At 63.6% G+C, this 19,005-nt stretch carries 14 protein-coding genes; 7 read left to right on the top strand and 7 right to left on the bottom strand.

What is annotated here, in order from left to right:
* Positions 1–69 precede the first annotated feature (69 nt).
* On the bottom strand, positions 70–1,017 hold the full coding sequence (locus ACQR1B_RS23060; RefSeq protein ID WP_434833857.1) for a GlxA family transcriptional regulator: 948 nt from the start codon (positions 1,015–1,017) through the stop codon (positions 70–72).
* Between the two features lie 112 nt (positions 1,018–1,129).
* Here ACQR1B_RS23060 and ACQR1B_RS23055 point away from each other — a divergent pair, with 112 nt between their 5' ends.
* On the top strand, positions 1,130–1,828 hold the full coding sequence (locus ACQR1B_RS23055) for a DJ-1/PfpI family protein (protein WP_434833856.1): 699 nt from the start codon (positions 1,130–1,132) through the stop codon (positions 1,826–1,828).
* A 92-nt stretch (positions 1,829–1,920) separates the two neighbouring features.
* Here the strand turns inward: ACQR1B_RS23055 and ACQR1B_RS23050 are convergent, their stop codons facing one another.
* On the bottom strand, positions 1,921–2,331 hold the full coding sequence (locus ACQR1B_RS23050) for an NADH:ubiquinone oxidoreductase subunit NDUFA12 (RefSeq protein ID WP_434833855.1): 411 nt from the start codon (positions 2,329–2,331) through the stop codon (positions 1,921–1,923).
* 182 nt (positions 2,332–2,513) lie between these two features.
* Here ACQR1B_RS23050 and ACQR1B_RS23045 point away from each other — a divergent pair, with 182 nt between their 5' ends.
* From ACQR1B_RS23045 to ACQR1B_RS23035, 3 genes are all read left to right on the top strand, one after another.
* Positions 2,514–3,191 carry a BA14K family protein gene (locus ACQR1B_RS23045; protein ID WP_434833854.1) on the top strand — a complete coding sequence of 226 codons (678 nt, stop codon included), beginning with the start codon at positions 2,514–2,516 and terminating at the stop codon, positions 3,189–3,191.
* Between the two features lie 465 nt (positions 3,192–3,656).
* Positions 3,657–5,960, top strand: a complete 2,304-nt coding sequence (locus ACQR1B_RS23040) for a CHASE3 domain-containing protein (protein ID WP_434833853.1) — start codon at positions 3,657–3,659, stop codon at positions 5,958–5,960.
* A 201-nt stretch (positions 5,961–6,161) separates the two neighbouring features.
* Positions 6,162–8,453 carry a CHASE3 domain-containing protein gene (locus ACQR1B_RS23035; protein ID WP_434833852.1) on the top strand — a complete coding sequence of 764 codons (2,292 nt, stop codon included), beginning with the start codon at positions 6,162–6,164 and terminating at the stop codon, positions 8,451–8,453.
* Here the strand turns inward: ACQR1B_RS23035 and ACQR1B_RS23030 are convergent.
* Positions 8,416–9,309: a DMT family transporter gene (locus tag ACQR1B_RS23030; RefSeq protein ID WP_434833851.1), complete on the bottom strand. Its 894-nt coding sequence runs from the start codon at positions 9,307–9,309 to the stop codon at positions 8,416–8,418. The genes ACQR1B_RS23035 and ACQR1B_RS23030 overlap by 38 nt on opposite strands.
* An 834-nt stretch (positions 9,310–10,143) precedes the next feature.
* Here ACQR1B_RS23030 and ACQR1B_RS23025 point away from each other — a divergent pair.
* From ACQR1B_RS23025 to ACQR1B_RS23015, 3 genes are all read left to right on the top strand, one after another.
* On the top strand, positions 10,144–13,908 hold the full coding sequence (locus ACQR1B_RS23025) for a vitamin B12-dependent ribonucleotide reductase (RefSeq protein WP_434833850.1): 3,765 nt from the start codon (positions 10,144–10,146) through the stop codon (positions 13,906–13,908).
* An 89-nt stretch (positions 13,909–13,997) separates the two neighbouring features.
* Positions 13,998–16,355, top strand: a complete 2,358-nt coding sequence (locus tag ACQR1B_RS23020) for a restriction endonuclease (RefSeq protein WP_434833849.1) — start codon at positions 13,998–14,000, stop codon at positions 16,353–16,355.
* A gap of 108 nt (positions 16,356–16,463) precedes the next feature.
* Positions 16,464–17,231 (top strand): metallophosphoesterase, encoded by a 768-nt coding sequence (locus ACQR1B_RS23015; RefSeq protein ID WP_434833848.1) that lies wholly within the window; start codon positions 16,464–16,466, stop codon positions 17,229–17,231.
* Between the two features lie 183 nt (positions 17,232–17,414).
* On the opposite strand, the gene ACQR1B_RS23010 is transcribed toward ACQR1B_RS23015, so the two are convergent.
* The 4 genes from ACQR1B_RS23010 to ACQR1B_RS22995 form a co-directional block, all read right to left on the bottom strand.
* Positions 17,415–17,735 carry a hypothetical protein gene (locus ACQR1B_RS23010; RefSeq protein ID WP_434833847.1) on the bottom strand — a complete coding sequence of 107 codons (321 nt, stop codon included), beginning with the start codon at positions 17,733–17,735 and terminating at the stop codon, positions 17,415–17,417.
* 36 nt (positions 17,736–17,771) lie between these two features.
* Positions 17,772–17,900, bottom strand: a complete 129-nt coding sequence (locus tag ACQR1B_RS23005) for a hypothetical protein (RefSeq protein ID WP_284416324.1) — start codon at positions 17,898–17,900, stop codon at positions 17,772–17,774.
* Between the two features lie 212 nt (positions 17,901–18,112).
* Positions 18,113–18,529: a DUF5615 family PIN-like protein gene (locus ACQR1B_RS23000; protein WP_434833846.1), complete on the bottom strand. Its 417-nt coding sequence runs from the start codon at positions 18,527–18,529 to the stop codon at positions 18,113–18,115.
* The gene (locus tag ACQR1B_RS22995; RefSeq protein ID WP_434833845.1) at positions 18,526–18,780 is read right to left on the bottom strand and encodes a DUF433 domain-containing protein; all 255 of its coding nucleotides are present in this window, start codon (positions 18,778–18,780) and stop codon (positions 18,526–18,528) included. The genes ACQR1B_RS23000 and ACQR1B_RS22995 overlap by 4 nt, the downstream gene beginning before the upstream one ends.
* Positions 18,781–19,005 lie beyond the last annotated feature (225 nt).

Raw genomic sequence — 19,005 nt, 5'->3', positions numbered from 1 at the left:
CCCTGCTCCAGGAACTGTCAGCCTATGGCCCAGGATAATCCTGCGCGGTTGCTCGCCTGCTGATTCAGATCAACCGGCGGCGACGCTGCGGGCTGCGCGCCGCAACGCCTGCGGCGGCTGGCCGAAGGCGCGGATGAAGGCGCGGCGCATCCGCTCGGGATCGCGAAAGCCGGTGGCTTCGGCTACCAGTTCGATCGGCTGATGCGAGGCCTGCACACGGTCGCGCGCCACCTCCAGCCGCAGACGCTCGATCGCCTTCGACGGTGTGGTGCCGGTCTCGGCGACGAAGGCGCGGGTGAAATGGCGCGTGCTCATGCCGGCACGCTCGGCAAGATCGTCGACGGTCAGCGGCGCATCGAGATGCTCGCGCGCCCAGGTCAGGAGACCGGCGAAGCGGCCGCTCGGCGCCTTCAGCTCCAGCAGCGAGGAGAACTGCGACTGACCGCCGCTGCGGCGATGATACAGCACGAGCTGGCGCGCCGTTTTCTGCGCGATCTCCTCGCCGTGGTCCTCGGCGACCATCGCGAGCGCGAGATCGATGCCGGCGGTGATGCCGGCCGAACTCCAGACCTGGCCGTCGCGGACATAGATGCTGTCCGGCTCCAGCTTCACGTTCGGATAGGCGCGCAGGAATTGCCGCGTGCGCTGCCAATGCGTGGTCGCGCGCCGTCCATCCAGCAGGCCCGCTTCGGCGAGCACGAACGCGCCGGAGCAGATGCTGGCGATGCGGGTGCCGCGACATGCGACGTTCCGGACGAAATTCAAGGTGCAATTGTTGCGGCTCGCCGCTTCGACGCCGTCACCGCCGGCGATGAGCAAGGTCGAGAACGCCGAAACCGGACCGAATTTCCGCGCCAGCATCTCGGCGCCGGAGGACGAGCGCACCGGTCCGGGGGTGGCAGCGACCACCCGGAGTCTCGGCGCTGCGCTCGCATAACGCGCGGCGACTTCGAACACCGAAATGGGACCGGCCGCATCGAGCAGTTGGAAGTCCGGATAGATGAGCACGCCGATCATGCCGCAAGGCTCCGCGAACCGCTTGTCCGAAATTGAGGGAACTTTGGCATATGAGACAGGCAGCGGATCATGCAGGATGGCCGCCGTCAACCCATCATCCAGGAGCACGCCCATGGCCGAACCGCTGTCGATCGCTCTCGTGCTGTTTCCGCAGGTGACGCAGCTCGATCTGACCGGTCCGGTTCAGGTGTTCTCCAGCGTGCCCGGTGCGACGCTGCATCTGGTGTGGAAGAGGATCGAACCCGTCACGACCGACTCGGTTCTCACGCTGCTGCCGACCACGACCTTCGCCGATTGTCCGCAGGCCGACGTGATCTGCATTCCCGGCGGCTTCGGTGTCGACGCCATCCTCGATGACGCGGAGGTGATCGGCTTCATCCGCCGCCAGGCGGAAGGCGCCAAGTACATCACCTCGGTCTGCACCGGCTCGCTCGCGCTCGGCGCCGCCGGCCTGCTCGACGGCTATCGCGCCGCGACCCATTGGAGCGCGCGCGAGTGTCTGCCGCTGTTCGGCGCGACCGTCAGCACCGAGCGCGTCTGCATCGACCGCAACCGCGTGACCGGCGGCGGTGTCACGGCCGGCATCGATTTCGCGCTGACACTGGTGGCACATTTGGTCGATCGCCAGACCGCCGAGGCGATCCAGCTCAGGCTCGAATACAATCCAGCGCCGCCGTTCACGTCCGGCTCGCCCGACACCGCGCCGCCGGAGGTGCTGTCACGCATGCTGGAGCGGATCGCACCGTTCCGGAAGCGGCGGGTCGAGGCCGCGGAGCACGCTGCGGCGGCCCTCAGGCGGAGCGCCACGTAGCCGGCTGGCAGCACGCGAGTGCCAGAATTCAAAGAGGCCGCCCGGAACTCCGGACGGCCTCTTTTGACACCATGATCCACAAGAAAATCGAATCAGCTTCCGGGCGTCCAGGGCTGATAGTCCCCCGTCGCCTTCGGCCGGCGGCCGCTGGCCAGAGTCGAACCCGACGGACGATACGCGAGCGGCGTGCCGGTCAGGTTCGGCTGATGCGGCTTTTCCCATTCGCGCGGCTTGTAGCCGTCCTGCGTCGGCGGCACGTCGACCGTGTGATGGATCCAACCATGCCAGTCGGGCGGAATGCGGCTGGCTTCAGCGAGGCCGTTATAGATCACCCAGCGGCGTTCGAAATGCAGCACCGGATCGATCTTGCCGCCGGCGGTCCGGTAATAGCGGTTGCCCTGCGCGTCCTGTCCCACCAGCTCACCGAAACGCCACGTCCACAGCTGCGTGCCGAAAGTCTGGCCGTTCCACCACGTGAAGAGCTTGAGGAAAAACTGTTTCATGCGCTTGAGGCCGGGTGTTGTGAAGGTCCCGGCTCTGATGCCACCCCGCCCGCCACTTGTCCAGTGTTCCCGCCTTCGGCGTACGGAGGCTCCGGCCGCGCGTTCATCACACCTGTTGGCCACGATGGGAACGACCTCCTTTGCCTGCGGTTAGGTCACTTTCCCCTGATGGAGTCACATCGATGACCAGACTGAAGACACTGAGCGCCGCCGCTGCGGTGGCGCTGATTCTGCCCCTCGCAGCGGCAACGACGAGCTTTGCCCAAGGCCCAGGCGGCGGCGGACGCGGTCCCGGCGGTGGCGGAGCCGCAATGGGCGGTGGTGGTGGTGGCGGCGGCGGTGCGGCCATCGGTGGCGGCGGTCGCGGCGGCGGCGCGATGGGTGGCGGCGCAGCCATCGGTGGCAGTCGCGGCGGATTCTCCGGTGGCCCAAGCGCCGGCTTCGCCGGTTCGCCGGGACGTGGCGGCGGCGCCGCCTTCGGCGGTCGTGGCCCCAGCGGCGGCCAGGTCGCAGCTAATCCGGGCGGCAACTTCAACGGTGGCCAATGGCGTGGCGGCGGGCACGGCGGCTGGCACGGTGGGCATGGCGGCTGGAACCGAGGTGGCGGATTCTGGCCTGGCTTCGCCGCAGGCGCAGTCATCGGCGGCGTCGGCAGTTCATATGCCTACTACAACAGTCCGTACTACTACGGCCAGGACTACTACGACGGCGATTATTCCTACTATGATGACTCTGCACCGGTCGCGGTCGTCGGAACAGAGGGTGCCGACCCGAGCTACTGCGCGCGGCGCTACCGCTCCTACGACCCGGCTTCGGGGACCTATCTGGGCTATGACGGCCTGCGTCATCCCTGCCCGTAAGGCAGCGCGCTCGATGATGTGATTGAGGAGGCGGCGAGGTACGTACCTCGCCGCCTTTCATTGTTTCATGAATGTCGAATTGTTGACGTTTCTGTGTCAGATCCGCCACGTTACAGACTGATTTTAGCCGAATTTCGAGAATGTGCCCCGCGACGTGCAGATGTATCGCGGATTTCAGTCCATGATGAATCGCATCATGATTCTGCTTCGAGACGCTGAACGTGGGAACGTGAGCGTGGTTGATTTCTACTGATGGACATTTGGATCGCGCAGAACCGCGCAGTGCAGACCACAGCGCTCCGAAGGTGGTGTCTGCCGCTCTTGAACGCGCCAGAAAGTTCGAACAAGGAGGCGCGCCTTGCCGACATACCGTCAAGCCTTCGACGCAGTTGCATCAGAACGGTGGTGCTTCAGGCTGGCCGTGGCGGACAGCAGGCGCACCATGTCGATGATTGAGAAACGCGGATGACTCGTCAGCGTCTCGCCCTGGGGCTCGGCCTTGGAATTCTGCTCGCGATCGGCGCGGCGTCGACGGCGCTCGATATCAAGTCGCGCCACGACGCAGCCTGGGTGACCTCGTCGCTGAACATCTTGCAGAGGACGTCCGAGCTGCGGCTGCTGCTGAGCGAAGCCGAAGCCACTTCGCGCGGCTTCGCGCTGATGGCGGGCGAGCCGTTTCGCGCCGAGTTCGACGAGGTTCGCGCCAAGATTCCCGCCGCCGTCGCCGATCTGCAGCGCGCCGTCGCCGACAGCCCGACGCCGACGCAGCTTCTCGGTCAGACCGAAGCCCTCATCACCCGCAGGGTCGAGATCGCTGCCGAGGTGATCCGTCTGCGCGCAGCCTCCGACCGTGCCGGCCTGGCGCTGCTGGGAAGCAGGGCCGAAGGTCCGGCCACCATGAGTGCGATCACGGCCAATCTCGACCGCTTCGTGACCGAACAGCGCGAGCTGCTGGCGCAGCGTTCGGCAACCTCGAAAGCCACCGGCTCGCTGCTGCTCGCGATCGACCTGTGCGGCCTGGCGCTGCTGCTGATCATCGCAGGCTACCTGATCCGGCGCGCCTATCTCGACGACCGGGCGCTGCGCGCCTCGCTGGTCCGCTCCGAAGCCGAGGCCATTTCGCTGGCCGAAAGGGCCGAAAAACAGCATCTCGACCTTGTCGAGGCCCATGAAAAGCTGCGCCACTCCGCCGAGATCCTGCAGAGCACCTTCAACAGCATGGCCGAAGGCGTGCTGGTGATCGATGCCGCCGACACGGTGGTGTTCTCCAATCCCGCGGTCGAGCACCTGCTCGCCTATCGTCCCGGCATGAAGCTGTCCGATGTCCGGGCTCACCTGCGCGTCTATGAGAGCGACGGCGTGACGCCGATTGCAACGTACGACCTGCCGACGCCGCGGGCATTGCGCGGCGAGTCGTTCGACCGGCGCGAGCTCATCGTTCACCAGCTCGACAGCGACGCGACGCTGCGCCTGATGGTGAGCGGCCGCCCGCTGCGCGATGCGGCCGGCGGCATCACCGGCGCGGCGATGGTCTATCACGACATCACGATGGCCCATGAGACCGAACGCCTGCTGCAGCAGGCGCAGAAGCTCGACGCCATCGGCAAGCTGACCGGCGGCGTCGCCCACGACTTCAACAACATGCTGACGATCATCACCGGCACGATCGAGACGCTGGCCGACGAAGTGAGGGACCGCCCGGCGGCCGCGGCGACCGCCGCGCTGATCGGACAGGCAGCCGATCGCTGCACCGAACTCATTCGTCATCTGCTGGCGTTCGCCCGCAAGCAGCCGCTGCATCCGCGCGACAGCGACGTGAACAGTACGATCCTCGACATTGCCAAGCTGTTGCGGCCGACGCTCGGCGAGCAGATCGAGATCGACTCGATCCTCGCGGAAGAGACGGTGATCGCCCACATCGATTCGGCCCAGCTCGCCAATTCGCTGGTCAACATGGCCATCAACGCCCGCGACGCGATGCCGAATGGCGGCAAGCTGCTGCTGGAATCCCGCCGGATCATGCTGGACGAGGCCTATGCCGCCGCCAATGCCGGCGTGACACCCGGCCCCTATGTCATGGTGGCGGTGAGCGACACCGGGACCGGCATGTCACCCGAAGTGCGCGACCGCGCCTTCGAGCCGTTCTTCACCACCAAGGAGGCCGGCAAGGGCTCGGGCCTTGGCCTCAGCATGGTCTACGGCTTCGTCAAGCAATCCGGCGGCCACATCAAGATCTACAGCGAGGAAGGCCGGGGCACCACGATCCGGCTCTACATCCCCGTTCCCAAGGCCCAGGCCGCAAGCCCTGCCCCGCCCGAGCCGCCGCCGCCACGCGGCGATGAAACGATCTTCATCGTCGAGGACGACCTGCTGGTGCAGGACTTCGTCGTCTCGCAGCTGCAGAGCCTCGGCTACAAGACCATCACCGCGTCGACCGGCGTTGAAGCCCTCGCCAAGATCGACTCCGGACAGTCCTTCGACCTCCTGTTCACGGACGTCATCATGCCCGGCGGCGTCAACGGCAATGAGCTCGCGGAGGAAGCGCTGCGACAGCGGCCCGGAACCAAGGTGCTCTACACCTCAGGCTATACCGAAAATGCCATGGTCGAGCACGGCCGCATCGATCAGGCCGCGCTGCTGCTCACCAAGCCGTATCGCAAGTCGGAGCTAGCCCAGATGGTGCGGCGCGCCCTGCTCGGTCCCGGCGACGAGACCCCGGCCTTCCGATCGACTGACCTCCGGTCTGCAGACCACGCCCGCACGATCTGAGCGGGTCGCTCGACAACGCAGGAACGGGCTTAGTCAGGAGCAATCCACATGCAACGGTTAACGGCCGGTTGGCAGCAGTCCGCGCATTGCTTACAACTCATGATATTCCTTGAAAATCTGTTCGCCTTGGCGGATAGGCAAATTCATAATCGCAATGCCATTTGAAGAACCGAGCGCATCGTGCGCCATCAGGACTCAGAAGTGATAGGCCGGCGTGTGGCCATCGCGCTCGGGCTTGGAATCCTGCTGGCGATCGGTGCAGCATCGACCACGCTCGACATCGCTGCGCGCAGAGATACGGCCGCCGTCGAGCACACCATGGAGGTGCTGGAACAGTGCTCCGATCTGCGCGTGCTGCTGCGGCAGGCCGAAGCCACCTCACGCGGGTTTGCACTGTCGGGCGCTGATCACTTCGTCACCGAGTTCCAGGAGGCGAGCGGCCGGATCCCACCGGCCTTGGCCGACCTGCTGCAACTCGTCCAGGACAACCCGGTCCAGGGCGAGCGGCTGAAGGCGATCGAGGACCCGATTCGGCGGCGCATTGCTCTCGCTGACGAGCTCATTCGCCGCCGTGCGGCGAACGACCGCGCCGGCCAGGAGGCACTCGCGAGGAGCGCGGCCGGCCCGGCGGCGATGGCGGCGATCAACGACATGCTCGACGCCTTCGCCGAAGAAGAACGCCGGCTGCTCGCGGTTCGCGCCGCGACCTCCCGGCGGACGGGCACCTGGCTGTTGGCGATCGATCTCGCCGGCATCAGCCTGCTACTCATGATTGCCATCTATCTCGTGCGCCGTACCTATCTGTCGGACCGGGCTCTGCGTAGCTCCCTCAGCCTGTCACAGGCGACGGCAACGTCGCTCGAAGCCCAGGCGCAGCAGAATCGCGGCGATCTCGCAGCGGCCTATGACGAGTTGCGCCGCTCATCGGCAATCCTCGAAACAACCTTCAGGAGCATGGCGGAGGGCGTGCTGGTGGTCGATCCGGCAGGCATGATCATGCTGTCGAACCAGGCGGTGGGACGTTTCCTCGGGACCGGCGTGGGCAAGACCTTCGCGGAAATGGTCGTCGAGAACAAGTTCTACGAAAGCGACGGCATCACGCGCATCCCGGACGATGAGCTGCCGATCGCGCGAACCCTGCGCGGGTTGTCGTTCGACCGCCGCGAGGTCGTCGTCAAGCCGACCGATGGCCGGCCGCAATTCCGCCTGATGGTCAGCGGACGGCCGTTGCGCAATTCGGAGGGCGCGATCCGCGGCGCGGCGCTGGTGTATCACGACGTGACCGAGGAGAGCGAGATCGAGCGCCTGCTGCAGCAGGCGCAGAAGCTGGACGCCATCGGCAAGCTCACCGGCGGCGTCGCGCACGACTTCAACAACATGCTGACCATCATCACCGGATCGATCGAGGTGCTGATCGACGCCGTCCACGACCGGCCGGCGGCGGCCGAACTCGCCGCGCTGATCGGCAAGGCCACCGATCGCTGCACCGAACTGATCCGCCATCTGCTGGCGTTCGCGCGCAAGCAGCCGCTGCGCCCGCGCGACATCGACGTCAATGCCACCGTGCAGGACATCGCCAAGCTGCTGCGGCCGACGCTCGGCGAGATGGTCGAGATCAGGACCCGGCTCGCAGACGAGGATCTGGTGGCCCATGTGGACTCGGCGCAGCTCGCGAACGCGCTGGTCAACATGGCGATCAACGCGCGCGACGCGATGCCGGAGGGCGGCAGGCTGCTGCTGGAGACGATGAGTACGACACTCGATGAGGCCGATGCCGCCGCCAATCCCGGCGTCGTGCCGGGCCGCTATGTCGTGGTCGCCGTCAGCGACAGCGGCACCGGCATGCCGCCGGAGGTGCAGGACCGCGCCTTCGAGCCGTTCTTCACCACCAAGGAGGCCGGCAAGGGATCCGGCCTCGGGCTCAGCATGGTCTATGGCTTCGTCAAGCAGTCCGGCGGATACGTCAAGCTGTCGAGCGAGGAGAACCGCGGCACCACCATCCGGCTCCATCTGCCGGCGGCGCAGGCGCTGCAGCCGATCGAGCCGGAGCAGGAGCAGGCCTTGCCGCGCGGCCGCGAGACGATCCTGATGGTCGAGGACGATCCGCTGGTGCGCGACTTCGTGCTCAGCCAGCTGCAAGGCCTCGGCTACACCATCCTGGCCGCCTCGCAGGCCGCGGAGGCGCTGGCGATCGCGCAGGCCCAGCCGTTCGATCTGCTCTTTACCGATGTCATCATGCCCGGCGGCGTCAGCGGACGGCAGCTCGCGGACACCATCACGGCGACACGGCCCTCGCTGCGCGTGCTCTACACCTCGGGCTATACCGACGATGCGACCATCGACAACCGGCAGCAGGAGGCCGACGCGCTGCTGCTGACCAAGCCCTATCGCCGCGCCGAACTGGCGCAGATGGTGCGGCGGGCGCTGGACGGCCCGGCCGCGGCGCTGCGACCGGTCAGCCCCGCGTCGCCATCGCCACCGCCGCCAGCGTGAGGGCCAGCGCCGCCACCTGCCCTGCCCCGAGCGGCTCGCGCAGCGCCACCGCGGAGGCGACGACGCCGATCACCGGCACCGCCATGGTGCCGATCGCCGCCACCGACGCCGGCAGCCGCGACAGCGCGGCGAACCAGGCGACATAGGCGACGCAGAACTGGATCACGGTGGAATAGACCATCAGCGCCCAGTCGAGCTGGTCGAGCTTGGTCCAGTCGGAATGCTCGAGCGCGAATCCCGCCAGCACGATCGGCACGCAGCCGATGCCGATCTGCCAGGCCGCCGCCGACAGCGGCGGCAGCCTGATCGGCAGCTTCTTGGCCATGACCGTGCCGAGCGCGAAGCCGAACGCGCCGCCCAGCACCATCAGGATGCCCGGCAGCTTGTCGCGGCTCGCCGGCAAGCCGTTGGCGCCCATGATTGCGCCGAGCCCGGCGAACGCCAGCACCAGCGCCAGCACGCGAAGCCACGTCGGCCGCTCGCCCAGGATCGGCCAGGCCAGCAGCGAGGCCCACACCGGCATGGTGTAGGCGATCAGCGCCGCCTCGCCCGCCGGCAGCCACAGCAGCGCCAGCCCCATCAGCACCATCCAGACGGTGACGTTGAGCAGGCCCGCCAGCACCAGCCGCGGCCAGACCTCCGATGGCACGGCCAGGCTCTGGCTGCGGATGACGGCCAGCAGCGCCAGCAGCAGCGCACCGACCACGCCGGTGGTGCCGCGCAGGGTCAGCGGCGGCAGCACGCCGACGAGGTGCTTGGTGACCGGCCAGTTGAAGCCCCAGCCGAGCGAGGTGATGGCAAGGAATATCAGCCCGGCGGGCGCGATGCGCCCGCTGGCCTTGTCTGGTTCTGGCATGGAATCACCGGCCGCGTCCGTGGGAGAGCCAGCTTGCCGGCGTTTCCCCGGCCACACCAGGGATTGTGGGGCATGCCTGCCCCGCGCCGCTCCGTAGGCGCGCGTGAGTCCCGCCGATGCAAGCAAAACACACCATTCGCAGACGAATAAATTCCTCGCCTGTGAACAGCGGGACGAAGCCCTGTGGACAGGCTGTCGCACAAAATTTTTCGGTTTCGAATCCGCGAGGACTCGCCGATAGTTACGGCCATCACGATACCGGCACGCGCCCTGGTTATCCCGTACTTTCCCCCATATTTAGTGTTTGGTTAGGGAACCCCCACTAGTCCTTGACGGGCGAAGCGGAGTCGTCCTAGCTTCCGGCCCGGTTCGGCGCACTGTCATGTTTCGGGTCTGGCCGGCCGCTTCCCAAAGGGGTTCGAGGACCATCACGCTTCCGGCCATCCGGCCCGGCGTGGGCGGCCTCGTCTGTCCCGCGCGGGGAGTGCCATGCAACCATCGTCCGCCGGGGAACCCACTAGATGTGGGGGCTCCCCTGCAGGGACGACGGAGCAGGATGGCACGCGTGACGCGTTGAGTGTGGTGTGTTTGCGAAACAGGCGGAGCGGGCAGCGGACGGGCTGCACGCGCCGGCAGGGACGACGGGGCGGGACGCCGGACAACGGCGCCGAAAGCGTCCGCCGTCCGAGGCTGAACAGATGGACCGGGCGACCGGTTGAACTGCGGCGGCAGGTGAACTCCCCGAGAGCGTTCGGGACTCGCAAGCCGTCGCCCTTGGATGCAATGATACCGGCCGCAACTGACGCGGTCCGGCAAGAACAATTGGGGCTCGCGATGCGGATTGAACGGCGCAACACCACCGAAGGACAGTCGCCCTATGCAGGGATCGACTTCCGCCTGACCACGTCCGAGATCAAGAATCCGGACGGCTCCGTGGTGTTCCGGCTCGAGAATGTCGAGGTGCCCCAGGTCTGGTCGCAGGTCGCCTCCGACGTGCTGGCGCAGAAATATTTCCGGAAAGCGGGCGTTGCCGCGCGCCTGAAGAAGGTCGAGGAAGAGTCTGTGCCGTCCTGGCTGTGGCGCTCGGTGCCCGACACCGACGCGCTCGCCGCGCTGCCCGAAAACGAGCGCTACGGCAGCGAGCGCTCCGCCAAGCAGGTGTTCGACCGCCTCGCCGGCTGCTGGACCTATTGGGGCTGGAAGGGCAGCTATTTCTCGTCGGAGGAGGACGCGGTCGCGTTCTACGACGAGCTGCGCTTCATGCTCGCCAAGCAGATGGTCGCGCCGAACTCGCCGCAATGGTTCAACACCGGACTGCACTGGGCCTATGGCATCGACGGCCCCGGCCAGGGCCATTATTACGTCGACTACAAGACCGGCAAGCTGACCAAGTCGAAGTCCTCCTACGAGCACCCGCAGCCGCACGCCTGCTTCATCCAGGGCGTCGAGGACGACCTCGTCAATGACGGCGGCATCATGGACCTCTGGGTGCGCGAGGCGCGCCTGTTCAAGTACGGCTCCGGCACCGGCTCCAACTTCTCCAGGCTTCGCGGCGAAGGCGAGAAGCTGTCGGGCGGCGGCCGCTCGTCCGGCCTGATGAGCTTCCTCAAGATCGGCGACCGCGCCGCCGGCGCGATCAAGTCGGGCGGCACCACCCGCCGCGCCGCCAAGATGGTGGTGGTCGACGCCGACCATCCGGACATCGAGGCCTATATCGACTGGAAGGTGAAGGAGGAGCAGAAGGTTGCGGCGCTGGTCACCGGCTCCAAGATCAACCAGAAGCATTTGAAGGCCGTGATGAAGGCCTGCGTCAATTGCGAGGGCTCCGGCGACGACTGCTTCGATCCCGAGAAGAACCCGGCGCTCCGCCGCGAGATCAAGCTCGCGCGCCGCGCGCTGGTGCCCGACAACTACATCAAGCGGGTCATCCAGTTCGCCAAACAAGGCTACAAGGACATCGACTTCCCGATCTACGACACGGACTGGGATTCGGAAGCCTATCTCACGGTGTCCGGCCAGAACTCCAACAATTCGGTGTCGCTGAAGGACGACTTCCTGCGCGCGGTCGAGACCGATAGCGACTGGAATCTCGTCGGACGCACCAACAAGAAAATCGTCAAGACGCTGAAGGCGCGCGACCTCTGGGAGAAGATCGGCCACGCCGCCTGGGCCTCGGCCGATCCCGGCCTGCACTTCAACACCACGATGAACGACTGGCACACCTGCAAGGCGTCCGGCGACATCCGCGCGTCCAATCCGTGCTCGGAATACATGTTCCTGGACGACACCGCCTGCAACTTGGCCTCGGCCAATCTGCTGACGTTCTACAACACCCAGACCAAGCACTTCGACGTCGGAGCCTACGAGCATCTCTGCCGGCTCTGGACCATCGTGCTCGAAATCTCCGTGCTGATGGCGCAGTTCCCGTCCAAAGCCATCGCCGAGCTGTCCTACGAGTTCCGCACGCTCGGCCTCGGCTATGCCAATATCGGCGGCCTCCTGATGACCATGGGCCTGTCCTACGACTCCAAGGAAGGCCGCGCGCTGTGCGGCGCGCTCTCGGCGATCATGACCGGCATCGCCTACAAGACCTCGGCCGAGATGGCCGGCGAGCTCGGCCCCTTCCCCGGCTACAAGAAGAACGCCGCGCATATGCTGCGCGTCATCAAGAACCATCGCCGCGCCGCGAAGGGCGAGGCCACCGGCTATGAGGCGCTGTCGGTCAACCCTGTCCCGCTCGACCACACCCACTGCCCGCAGGTCTCGCTCGTCAGCCACGCCATCCAGGCCTGGGACGACGCGCTCGCGCTCGGCGAGACCAACGGCTATCGCAATGCCCAGGTCACCGTGGTCGCCCCCACCGGCACCATCGGCCTCGTCATGGATTGCGACACCACCGGCATCGAGCCTGACTTTGCGCTGGTGAAGTTCAAGAAGCTGGCCGGCGGCGGCTACTTCAAGATCATCAACCGCGCCGTGCCGGAGGCGCTGCGCGCGCTGGGCTATCGCGAGAGCGAGATCGCCGAGATCGAGGCTTATGCCGTCGGTCACGGCTCGCTGTCCAACGCGCCCGGCATCAATGCCTCGACCCTGAAGGCCAAGGGTTTCACCGACGAGGCCATCGCCAAGGTCGAAAAGGCGCTGCCGACCGCGTTCGACATCAAGTTCGTGTTCAACAAGTGGACGCTCGGCGAGGAGTTCATCACGAAGCAGCTCGGCGTCTCCGCCGAGGCGCTGGCGTCGCCGACCTTCGAGCTGCTCGCCGCCATCGGCTTCACCAAGCGCGAGATCGAGGCCGCCAACGTGCACATCTGCGGCGCGATGACGGTCGAGGGCGCCCCGCATCTGAAGGCCGAGCACTATGCGGTGTTCGATTGCGCCAATCCCTGCGGCAAGATCGGCAAGCGCTATCTCTCGGTCGAGAGCCACATCCGCATGATGGCGGCGGCGCAGCCGTTCATCTCGGGCGCGATCTCCAAGACCATCAACATGCCGAACGACGCCACGGTCGAGGACTGCAAGGCGGCGTATCTGCTCTCCTGGAAGCTCGCGCTGAAGGCCAACGCGCTGTACCGCGACGGCTCGAAGCTGTCGCAGCCGCTCAACTCGCAGCTCATCAGCGACGATGAGGACGAGGACGATGCGGTCGAGTCCTTCTACGAGAAGCCGATGGCGGCGCGCGCCACCCAGGTCTCGGAGAAGATCGTCGAGAAGCTGGTCGAGCGCATCGTGGTGATGCGCGAGCGCGAGAAGATGCCGGATCGCCGCAAGGGCTACACCCAGAAGGCGGTCGTCGGCGGCCACAAGGTGTATTTGCGCACCGGCGAGTATGATGACGGCCGCCTCGGCGAGATCTTCATCGACATGCACAAGGAGGGCGCGGCGCTGCGCTCCTTCATCAACAACTTCGCCATCGCGGTGTCGCTGGGCCTGCAATACGGCGTGCCGCTGGAGGAGTATGTCGACGCCTTCACCTTCACCCGCTTCGAGCCGGCCGGCCCCGTGCAGGGCAACGACTCGATCAAATATGCGACGTCGATCCTCGACTACGTGTTCCGCGAGCTCGCCGTCAGCTACATGTCGCGCTTCGACCTCGCCCATGTCGACCCCTCCGAGAGCAATTTCGATGCGCTCGGCCGCGGCGTCGACGAAGGCAAGCCGTCGGAGGACGGCCCGAGCCAGCAGGCCGCAAAGTACGTCTCGCGCGGCCTGACCCGCTCCCGCACCGACAACCTCGTCGTGATGCGCGGCGGCTCCTCGTCGAGCACGGCGGCGGTCTCCACCCCGCATGACGCCGGCCCGTCGGGCCGCGTCACCGCCCTCTCCTCGTCCCGCGCCGGCGACGCCATCGAAGGCGCCGTCGCCCTGAAGCAGGAGGCGCAGCACGACCTCTCGCCCACCGAGAAGCTCGAGGCCCTGCAATGGAGCAAGGCCGGCACGGCCGCGACGCAAGTCGCGTCCAAAGCCGAACGCCGCGCCGAAGCCAAGGCCAAAGGCTACGAAGGCGAGATGTGCTCGGAATGCGGGAATTTCACGCTGGTGCGGAACGGGACTTGTATGAAGTGCGATACTTGCGGAAGCACGACGGGATGTTCGTGATCATCGAGAAATAGGCACGTCAAACAGAAAGGGGCGACGAGATTTCGCCCCTTTTTCGCAACCCAAACAACAACCTTTAATTGCCCCACATGACCCAAACAATTTCGAACGCTCAGCGCGGCACCGATTTTGAAACCTACGTCGCACGTCTATTTCGATCATCGACGGGGCATAGAAATGTACGCGAACAACAACATATCTGCGGGAAAAACGTCGACATAATCTTCGAGAAGCAATGGAACCCGCACAAATACCGCACCATCGCCGTAGAATGCAAGAACTGGCGATCAGGCCTGGATCGGAACGCAGTCGGTAAGATCTATTTCGACTACAAGCCTCTATTCGATCAAAAGATGATCGACGAACTTTGGATTGTGACACCCAATCCTGTATCACCAACGGTTCAGGAACATATCGATGCCTTTGTGGGCATCGAAATATTGCACCTAAGCGAACTTGAGAGAGATATTATCGACTTCACGTTGTACGCCACATATTTGCGTGACAAGTTTGAAAAGGACCAGCTCTCAAATTACTATATCCCTTCGAGACTTGAAGGCTCCAACACGACAGCACACGCGGTCATAACCGACTGGCTCACTCAACAATCACCGAAGCCGATCGCGATCTGGGCCGGATACGGAATGGGCAAAACTAGCTACGCCACCTTCCTTGCTCATGAACTTGCGCTGAATTTTCTCCGGGATCCAACCGGAAGAATCCCTATTTTGATCCCACTCGGAGATTTCTACACAGCACCACGCCTCGACGGCCTTTTCGCTAACGTCCTTACGAAGGACAGCGGCGTACACGGGTACAACTTCAACACGTTCTGGAATTTACACGAAGCTGGCCGCTTCGTCATCATTCTTGACGGGTTTGACGAGATGAAGCACGCAATGACGCGGGCTGAATTTGCCAACATCTCTCGTGAAATCCGCAAGCTTTGTCTACCAAATTCTCGCGTTTTGCTGCTCGGGCGACCTGACGCAATTATTTCCGGCGAAGAACACAAGATACTCACTAAAGGAACACGCACCGTTGCCGATTTGGAAATTTCGGACAATTTGACTTCGGAGTTCACCGAACTTCGGCTCGATTTCTTTTCTGAACCCGAATACCGTGAATTCCTCCGCAAGTACTTAGAATGCTTTTATAGCGGCCCAGATCGAGAGTCATTCATTGAAGACCGCCTAAGTCAACTTTCGAGTCTAGGACTAGAAGACCTGATAAGGCGCCCCGTACAAGCGCGAATGCTCGCCCAAATTCTTCTGAATCCGAAAAATTCGCTAGAGAACGTCTCCAAGTACGACCTCTACAACATGTTCATAGACGACTGCTTCGCCAGAGAGGAAGAAAAACCTGAACGCCGCAAGACCGAACGATCCGTAAGAAGAACATTCATGCAAGACATTGCTTGGTGGCTTTGGGCAATCAAGCGAACAAGAACATTCACGGTGAATGATATTCCGCTTAAGTTGGCGAGGGACTTCACTACAGAGGGAGATCAAATTGGACAACTAAGAGAGCTACTCATTGGCTCCGTCGTGGAGGAAAAGTCAATCGGCTCCTTACTCACTGAGAAGGATGCAGGTACGTTTTATTTTCCCCACCTTTCATTTACAGAATTCCTGGTAGCCGAGTACATCATTCAGCGAACACTTGGCAACGAAGACATTGAAAATATCGCTCAACTGTTCGACCCGGAAATTAGAGAGTTTGTTGAGAGTTATAAGGAAACAGATGGACTCTATAAACTTTATAGAGATCTACGTGGCTATACTGGAGAACTTCCATACTACGTCATAGCCGCACTTGCCACGTCGCGCACGGTGAGAGCAAACGTTGAAATCTTCAAGCAGACGCCAGTTGACGCATTTTGGCAGTTTTCCGTTGAGTTTATGGTACTACTCGAAGATGGAAATTCAACAGCGACGTTGAGGCGGTGCGGCAGATTGATAAATTTAGCCGATCCACGATCAACCGCCATAGCGTCTCAATTGCTGCTCAAAACCTCACTCGATCGCCCAAATATAAGGAGTGCGGCCGCAACTGTTCTCATGCTCCGAATATTCCAGAACATCAACCTTGATAAGCTCAATAGCACCGTACGACATCCATTTGTAGACTTCCGCATCTCAGCACCCGCCGAAAGATTTTTCGTGACTTTATTGTCATCGGTATCCATCGACCACAAAGATGAAACAGTCTCGATGGACTTATCAGTCATGTACAAACATTCCTTGGCGGTTCCTCACTCCATTGTAGATGAAAAAGCCTACGCATCGACAACGATAAAAATTCAAAGGAGCGACATCGCAAAAAGTCTTACCACTGCGGATCGCCGCAAATTTGAAAGTTGGTTTGAAGCGGCCAGAGATGGCTTGATCTTCGACAGACAGAACGTCATTGGAGAGAGTGTGCGTTCTCGTCCCCGATTTGTTTAGATCTATAGCTTTATAAGCAAGCGCAATCCCCCGCTTGGCCGGGGCGGCGCGTTACGCTTCGCTAACGCGCCCTACGCACCGAGCTCTTGGCTCCACCTCCCTCCCCCCATGCACCTGCACATCTTCTCCGATCTCCACGCCGACATGGCCGACATCAAACCGATCGACGCCCTGCCCGGGGTGGATGTGGTCGTGGTCGCCGGCGATGTCAGCGAGGGGGCGGTGAACGGGTTTGCGCGGCTGCGCGAGATCGTGGCCGACGACGTGCCGATCGTCATGGTGATGGGCAACCATGAATTCTATCACCGCATCTATCCCGAGGAGCTGAAGCAGGCGCGCGCCGAGGCGGCGCGGTTCGGGGTGCATCTCCTGGAGAACGAGGCGGTCGTGCTCGCGGGCGTGCGCTTTGCCGGCTGCACGCTGTGGACCGACTATGCGATCTTTGGCCCCGGCTCCGAGGTCCACACCATGGCGGTCTGCCGCGACCGCATGAACGACCATCGCCGCATCACCTGGCGCAAGCAGCCCTGGCTGCGCTTCCGGCCGCAGGAGGCGCTCGGCCTGCACCGGACATCCCGCACCTGGCTCACCGGCCTGTTGGAGACGCCGTTCGACGGCCCGACAATCGTCGTCACCCACCACGCCCCCGGCTGGGGCTCGGTCGCCGAGCGCCATCGCAACGACCGCGTCACCGCCGCCTACGCTTCCGATCTCTCCGCGCTGATCCAGGCCACCCAGCCGGCGCTCTGGGTCCACGGCCACATCCACACGCTCTCGGACTACCGGATCGGGTCCACCCGTGTGATCTGCAACCCGCACGGCTATGGCCGCGAAAACCCGGACTTCGATCCGGCCCTGGTGGTGGAGGTCACGTAGGGTGGGCAAAGAAGCGCTCGCGGCGCAGCCGCGTCGCATCGTGCCCACCGCCGGCGTGGATGATGACAATGGCGGGCACGCGCCGCCTTGCGGCGGCGCTTTCCCTACCCCACGGCCTCCACGGCCGACAGTGCGCGCCACCTCTAACGAGTGGAGCGCAAATGCTTAGCGCATGAGGCGCGCCTACGCGCTTTTGATTCGCGGAACGACCCGCACTTTTTCAATCCTCATCGGCGTGTGCTCATACCATACGCGTCGGCAATCCTGCGCGATGCTCGTGATCGGCGCCCCGCCGAAACCCGTGGGGTCAAATACGACCTGAATGACCAGAATTTTCGAGTGGCTCGCGTCCGGCTCATATTCCCTCTCGATCCAAGCGCGATGGACTCCCGGCACGGTCTGCTCGATCAACTCCAGAACTGTTCGTCGATCCGAACTCACACAGTCCTCCGAAACGGTTTGATAGACCGCAAAGTCTCCTCGCGGCGGGTTATCGCGCCGCATCGCCAGGGCTTCGCACCAGCGGCGGAACGCCCTGCCCTAGCGCAGTCCCGTTCCGTGGCAGCGCTGGCATTTCACCACCTTGTCGCCCTTCTTGAGCATGCCCTTGCCTTCGCAATTCTTGCACTTGGCTTTCTTCTTGATGTTCGGGCCTTTTTCGTTGGCCATGGTGCTCTCCCGGATGAAGTTGGTCCGATGCGCCGCGTTTAGCCGCTATCGCCGCCCCAAACAATGGCATGGCGGCTCAGCGGCGGCATCGCATCGTGACAACGGCGGCGCGGAGGGTGGCGATGCTGGGCACGCGCCGCCTAAAGGCGGCGCTCGTAATGAGGCCTCACGGTGACAGTGTTTCGCGCGTGGCCGCTGAGCATCTGTGACGGTCAGTCCCACCTGGGATCGTTGATATGTCCGTCGTCGTGATCGTCGGTGCTCCACTCGCGGATATGGACCGAGCCGTCGCGTGCGACTTCGATCAACTTGTTCACGAGATCGGCATTGCGCACCGAATAAAGATCGAGCGCCTTCTGAAACAGGGTCATCTGCTGATCCCGAGTGCCTTTCGGGATCAGGATGATCAACCCGGCATGCACATCCAGCTTGGCATATTCTTTCAGGACGTCTCTGCGATTGTCGGTGACGATGATGTAGTCGTTCGCGCTCGCGAACCGGACCAGATTCCAGTCCTGCCAGCCGCTCTTTCCGAGATGGGTAACGTAGTCGGCCTGATAGCCGCGCGCCTTTGCGACTCCGACCAGGGCGCCGCTCAGGCATTCGTCAATCAGAAATCGTTCGCTCAACGATCGGCTGCCGCTGTCTCCGGCGACCGCCAATCAGCGCCATAGGTCGCCTCGGCCCAGCGGATCACGGCGTCGATGCCATCGATCGGGAGGCTCGGATAGTCGGCAAAGATTTCCTGCGCTGGATAGCCGGCGCGAAGGTAGGCCAGGATGGTTTCGGCGGGAACGCGTGTTCCCCGAACCACCGGATCACCGCTCATGACCGTGGGATCACGAACGACTTCTGACCTGACGGCAACCTTGATGGTCATGACAGCCCTTCTTGGTTGGAGCGCCCATCATAGCGCGACCGGGACCCGGTGGCGAGCGGGAAGGAGCAGCCGGGGCGAGCTCAATCCCCCGCAACGCCCATGACGCGCTCCGCCGGTGGCGATGGTGGGCACGCGCCGCCTGAAGGCGGCGCTTTGCCCACCCTCATATGGGGTCTTGTGAGTCAAGTCTCGTTTGATAGGTCGGGTTGTTTTTTCGAGGGGCGG

The organism is Bradyrhizobium oligotrophicum (genome assembly GCF_051168495.1).
Classification (GTDB): Bacteria; Pseudomonadota; Alphaproteobacteria; order Rhizobiales; family Xanthobacteraceae; genus Bradyrhizobium; species Bradyrhizobium oligotrophicum_A.
This window is presented reverse-complemented; position numbering and strand designations above follow the sequence as displayed.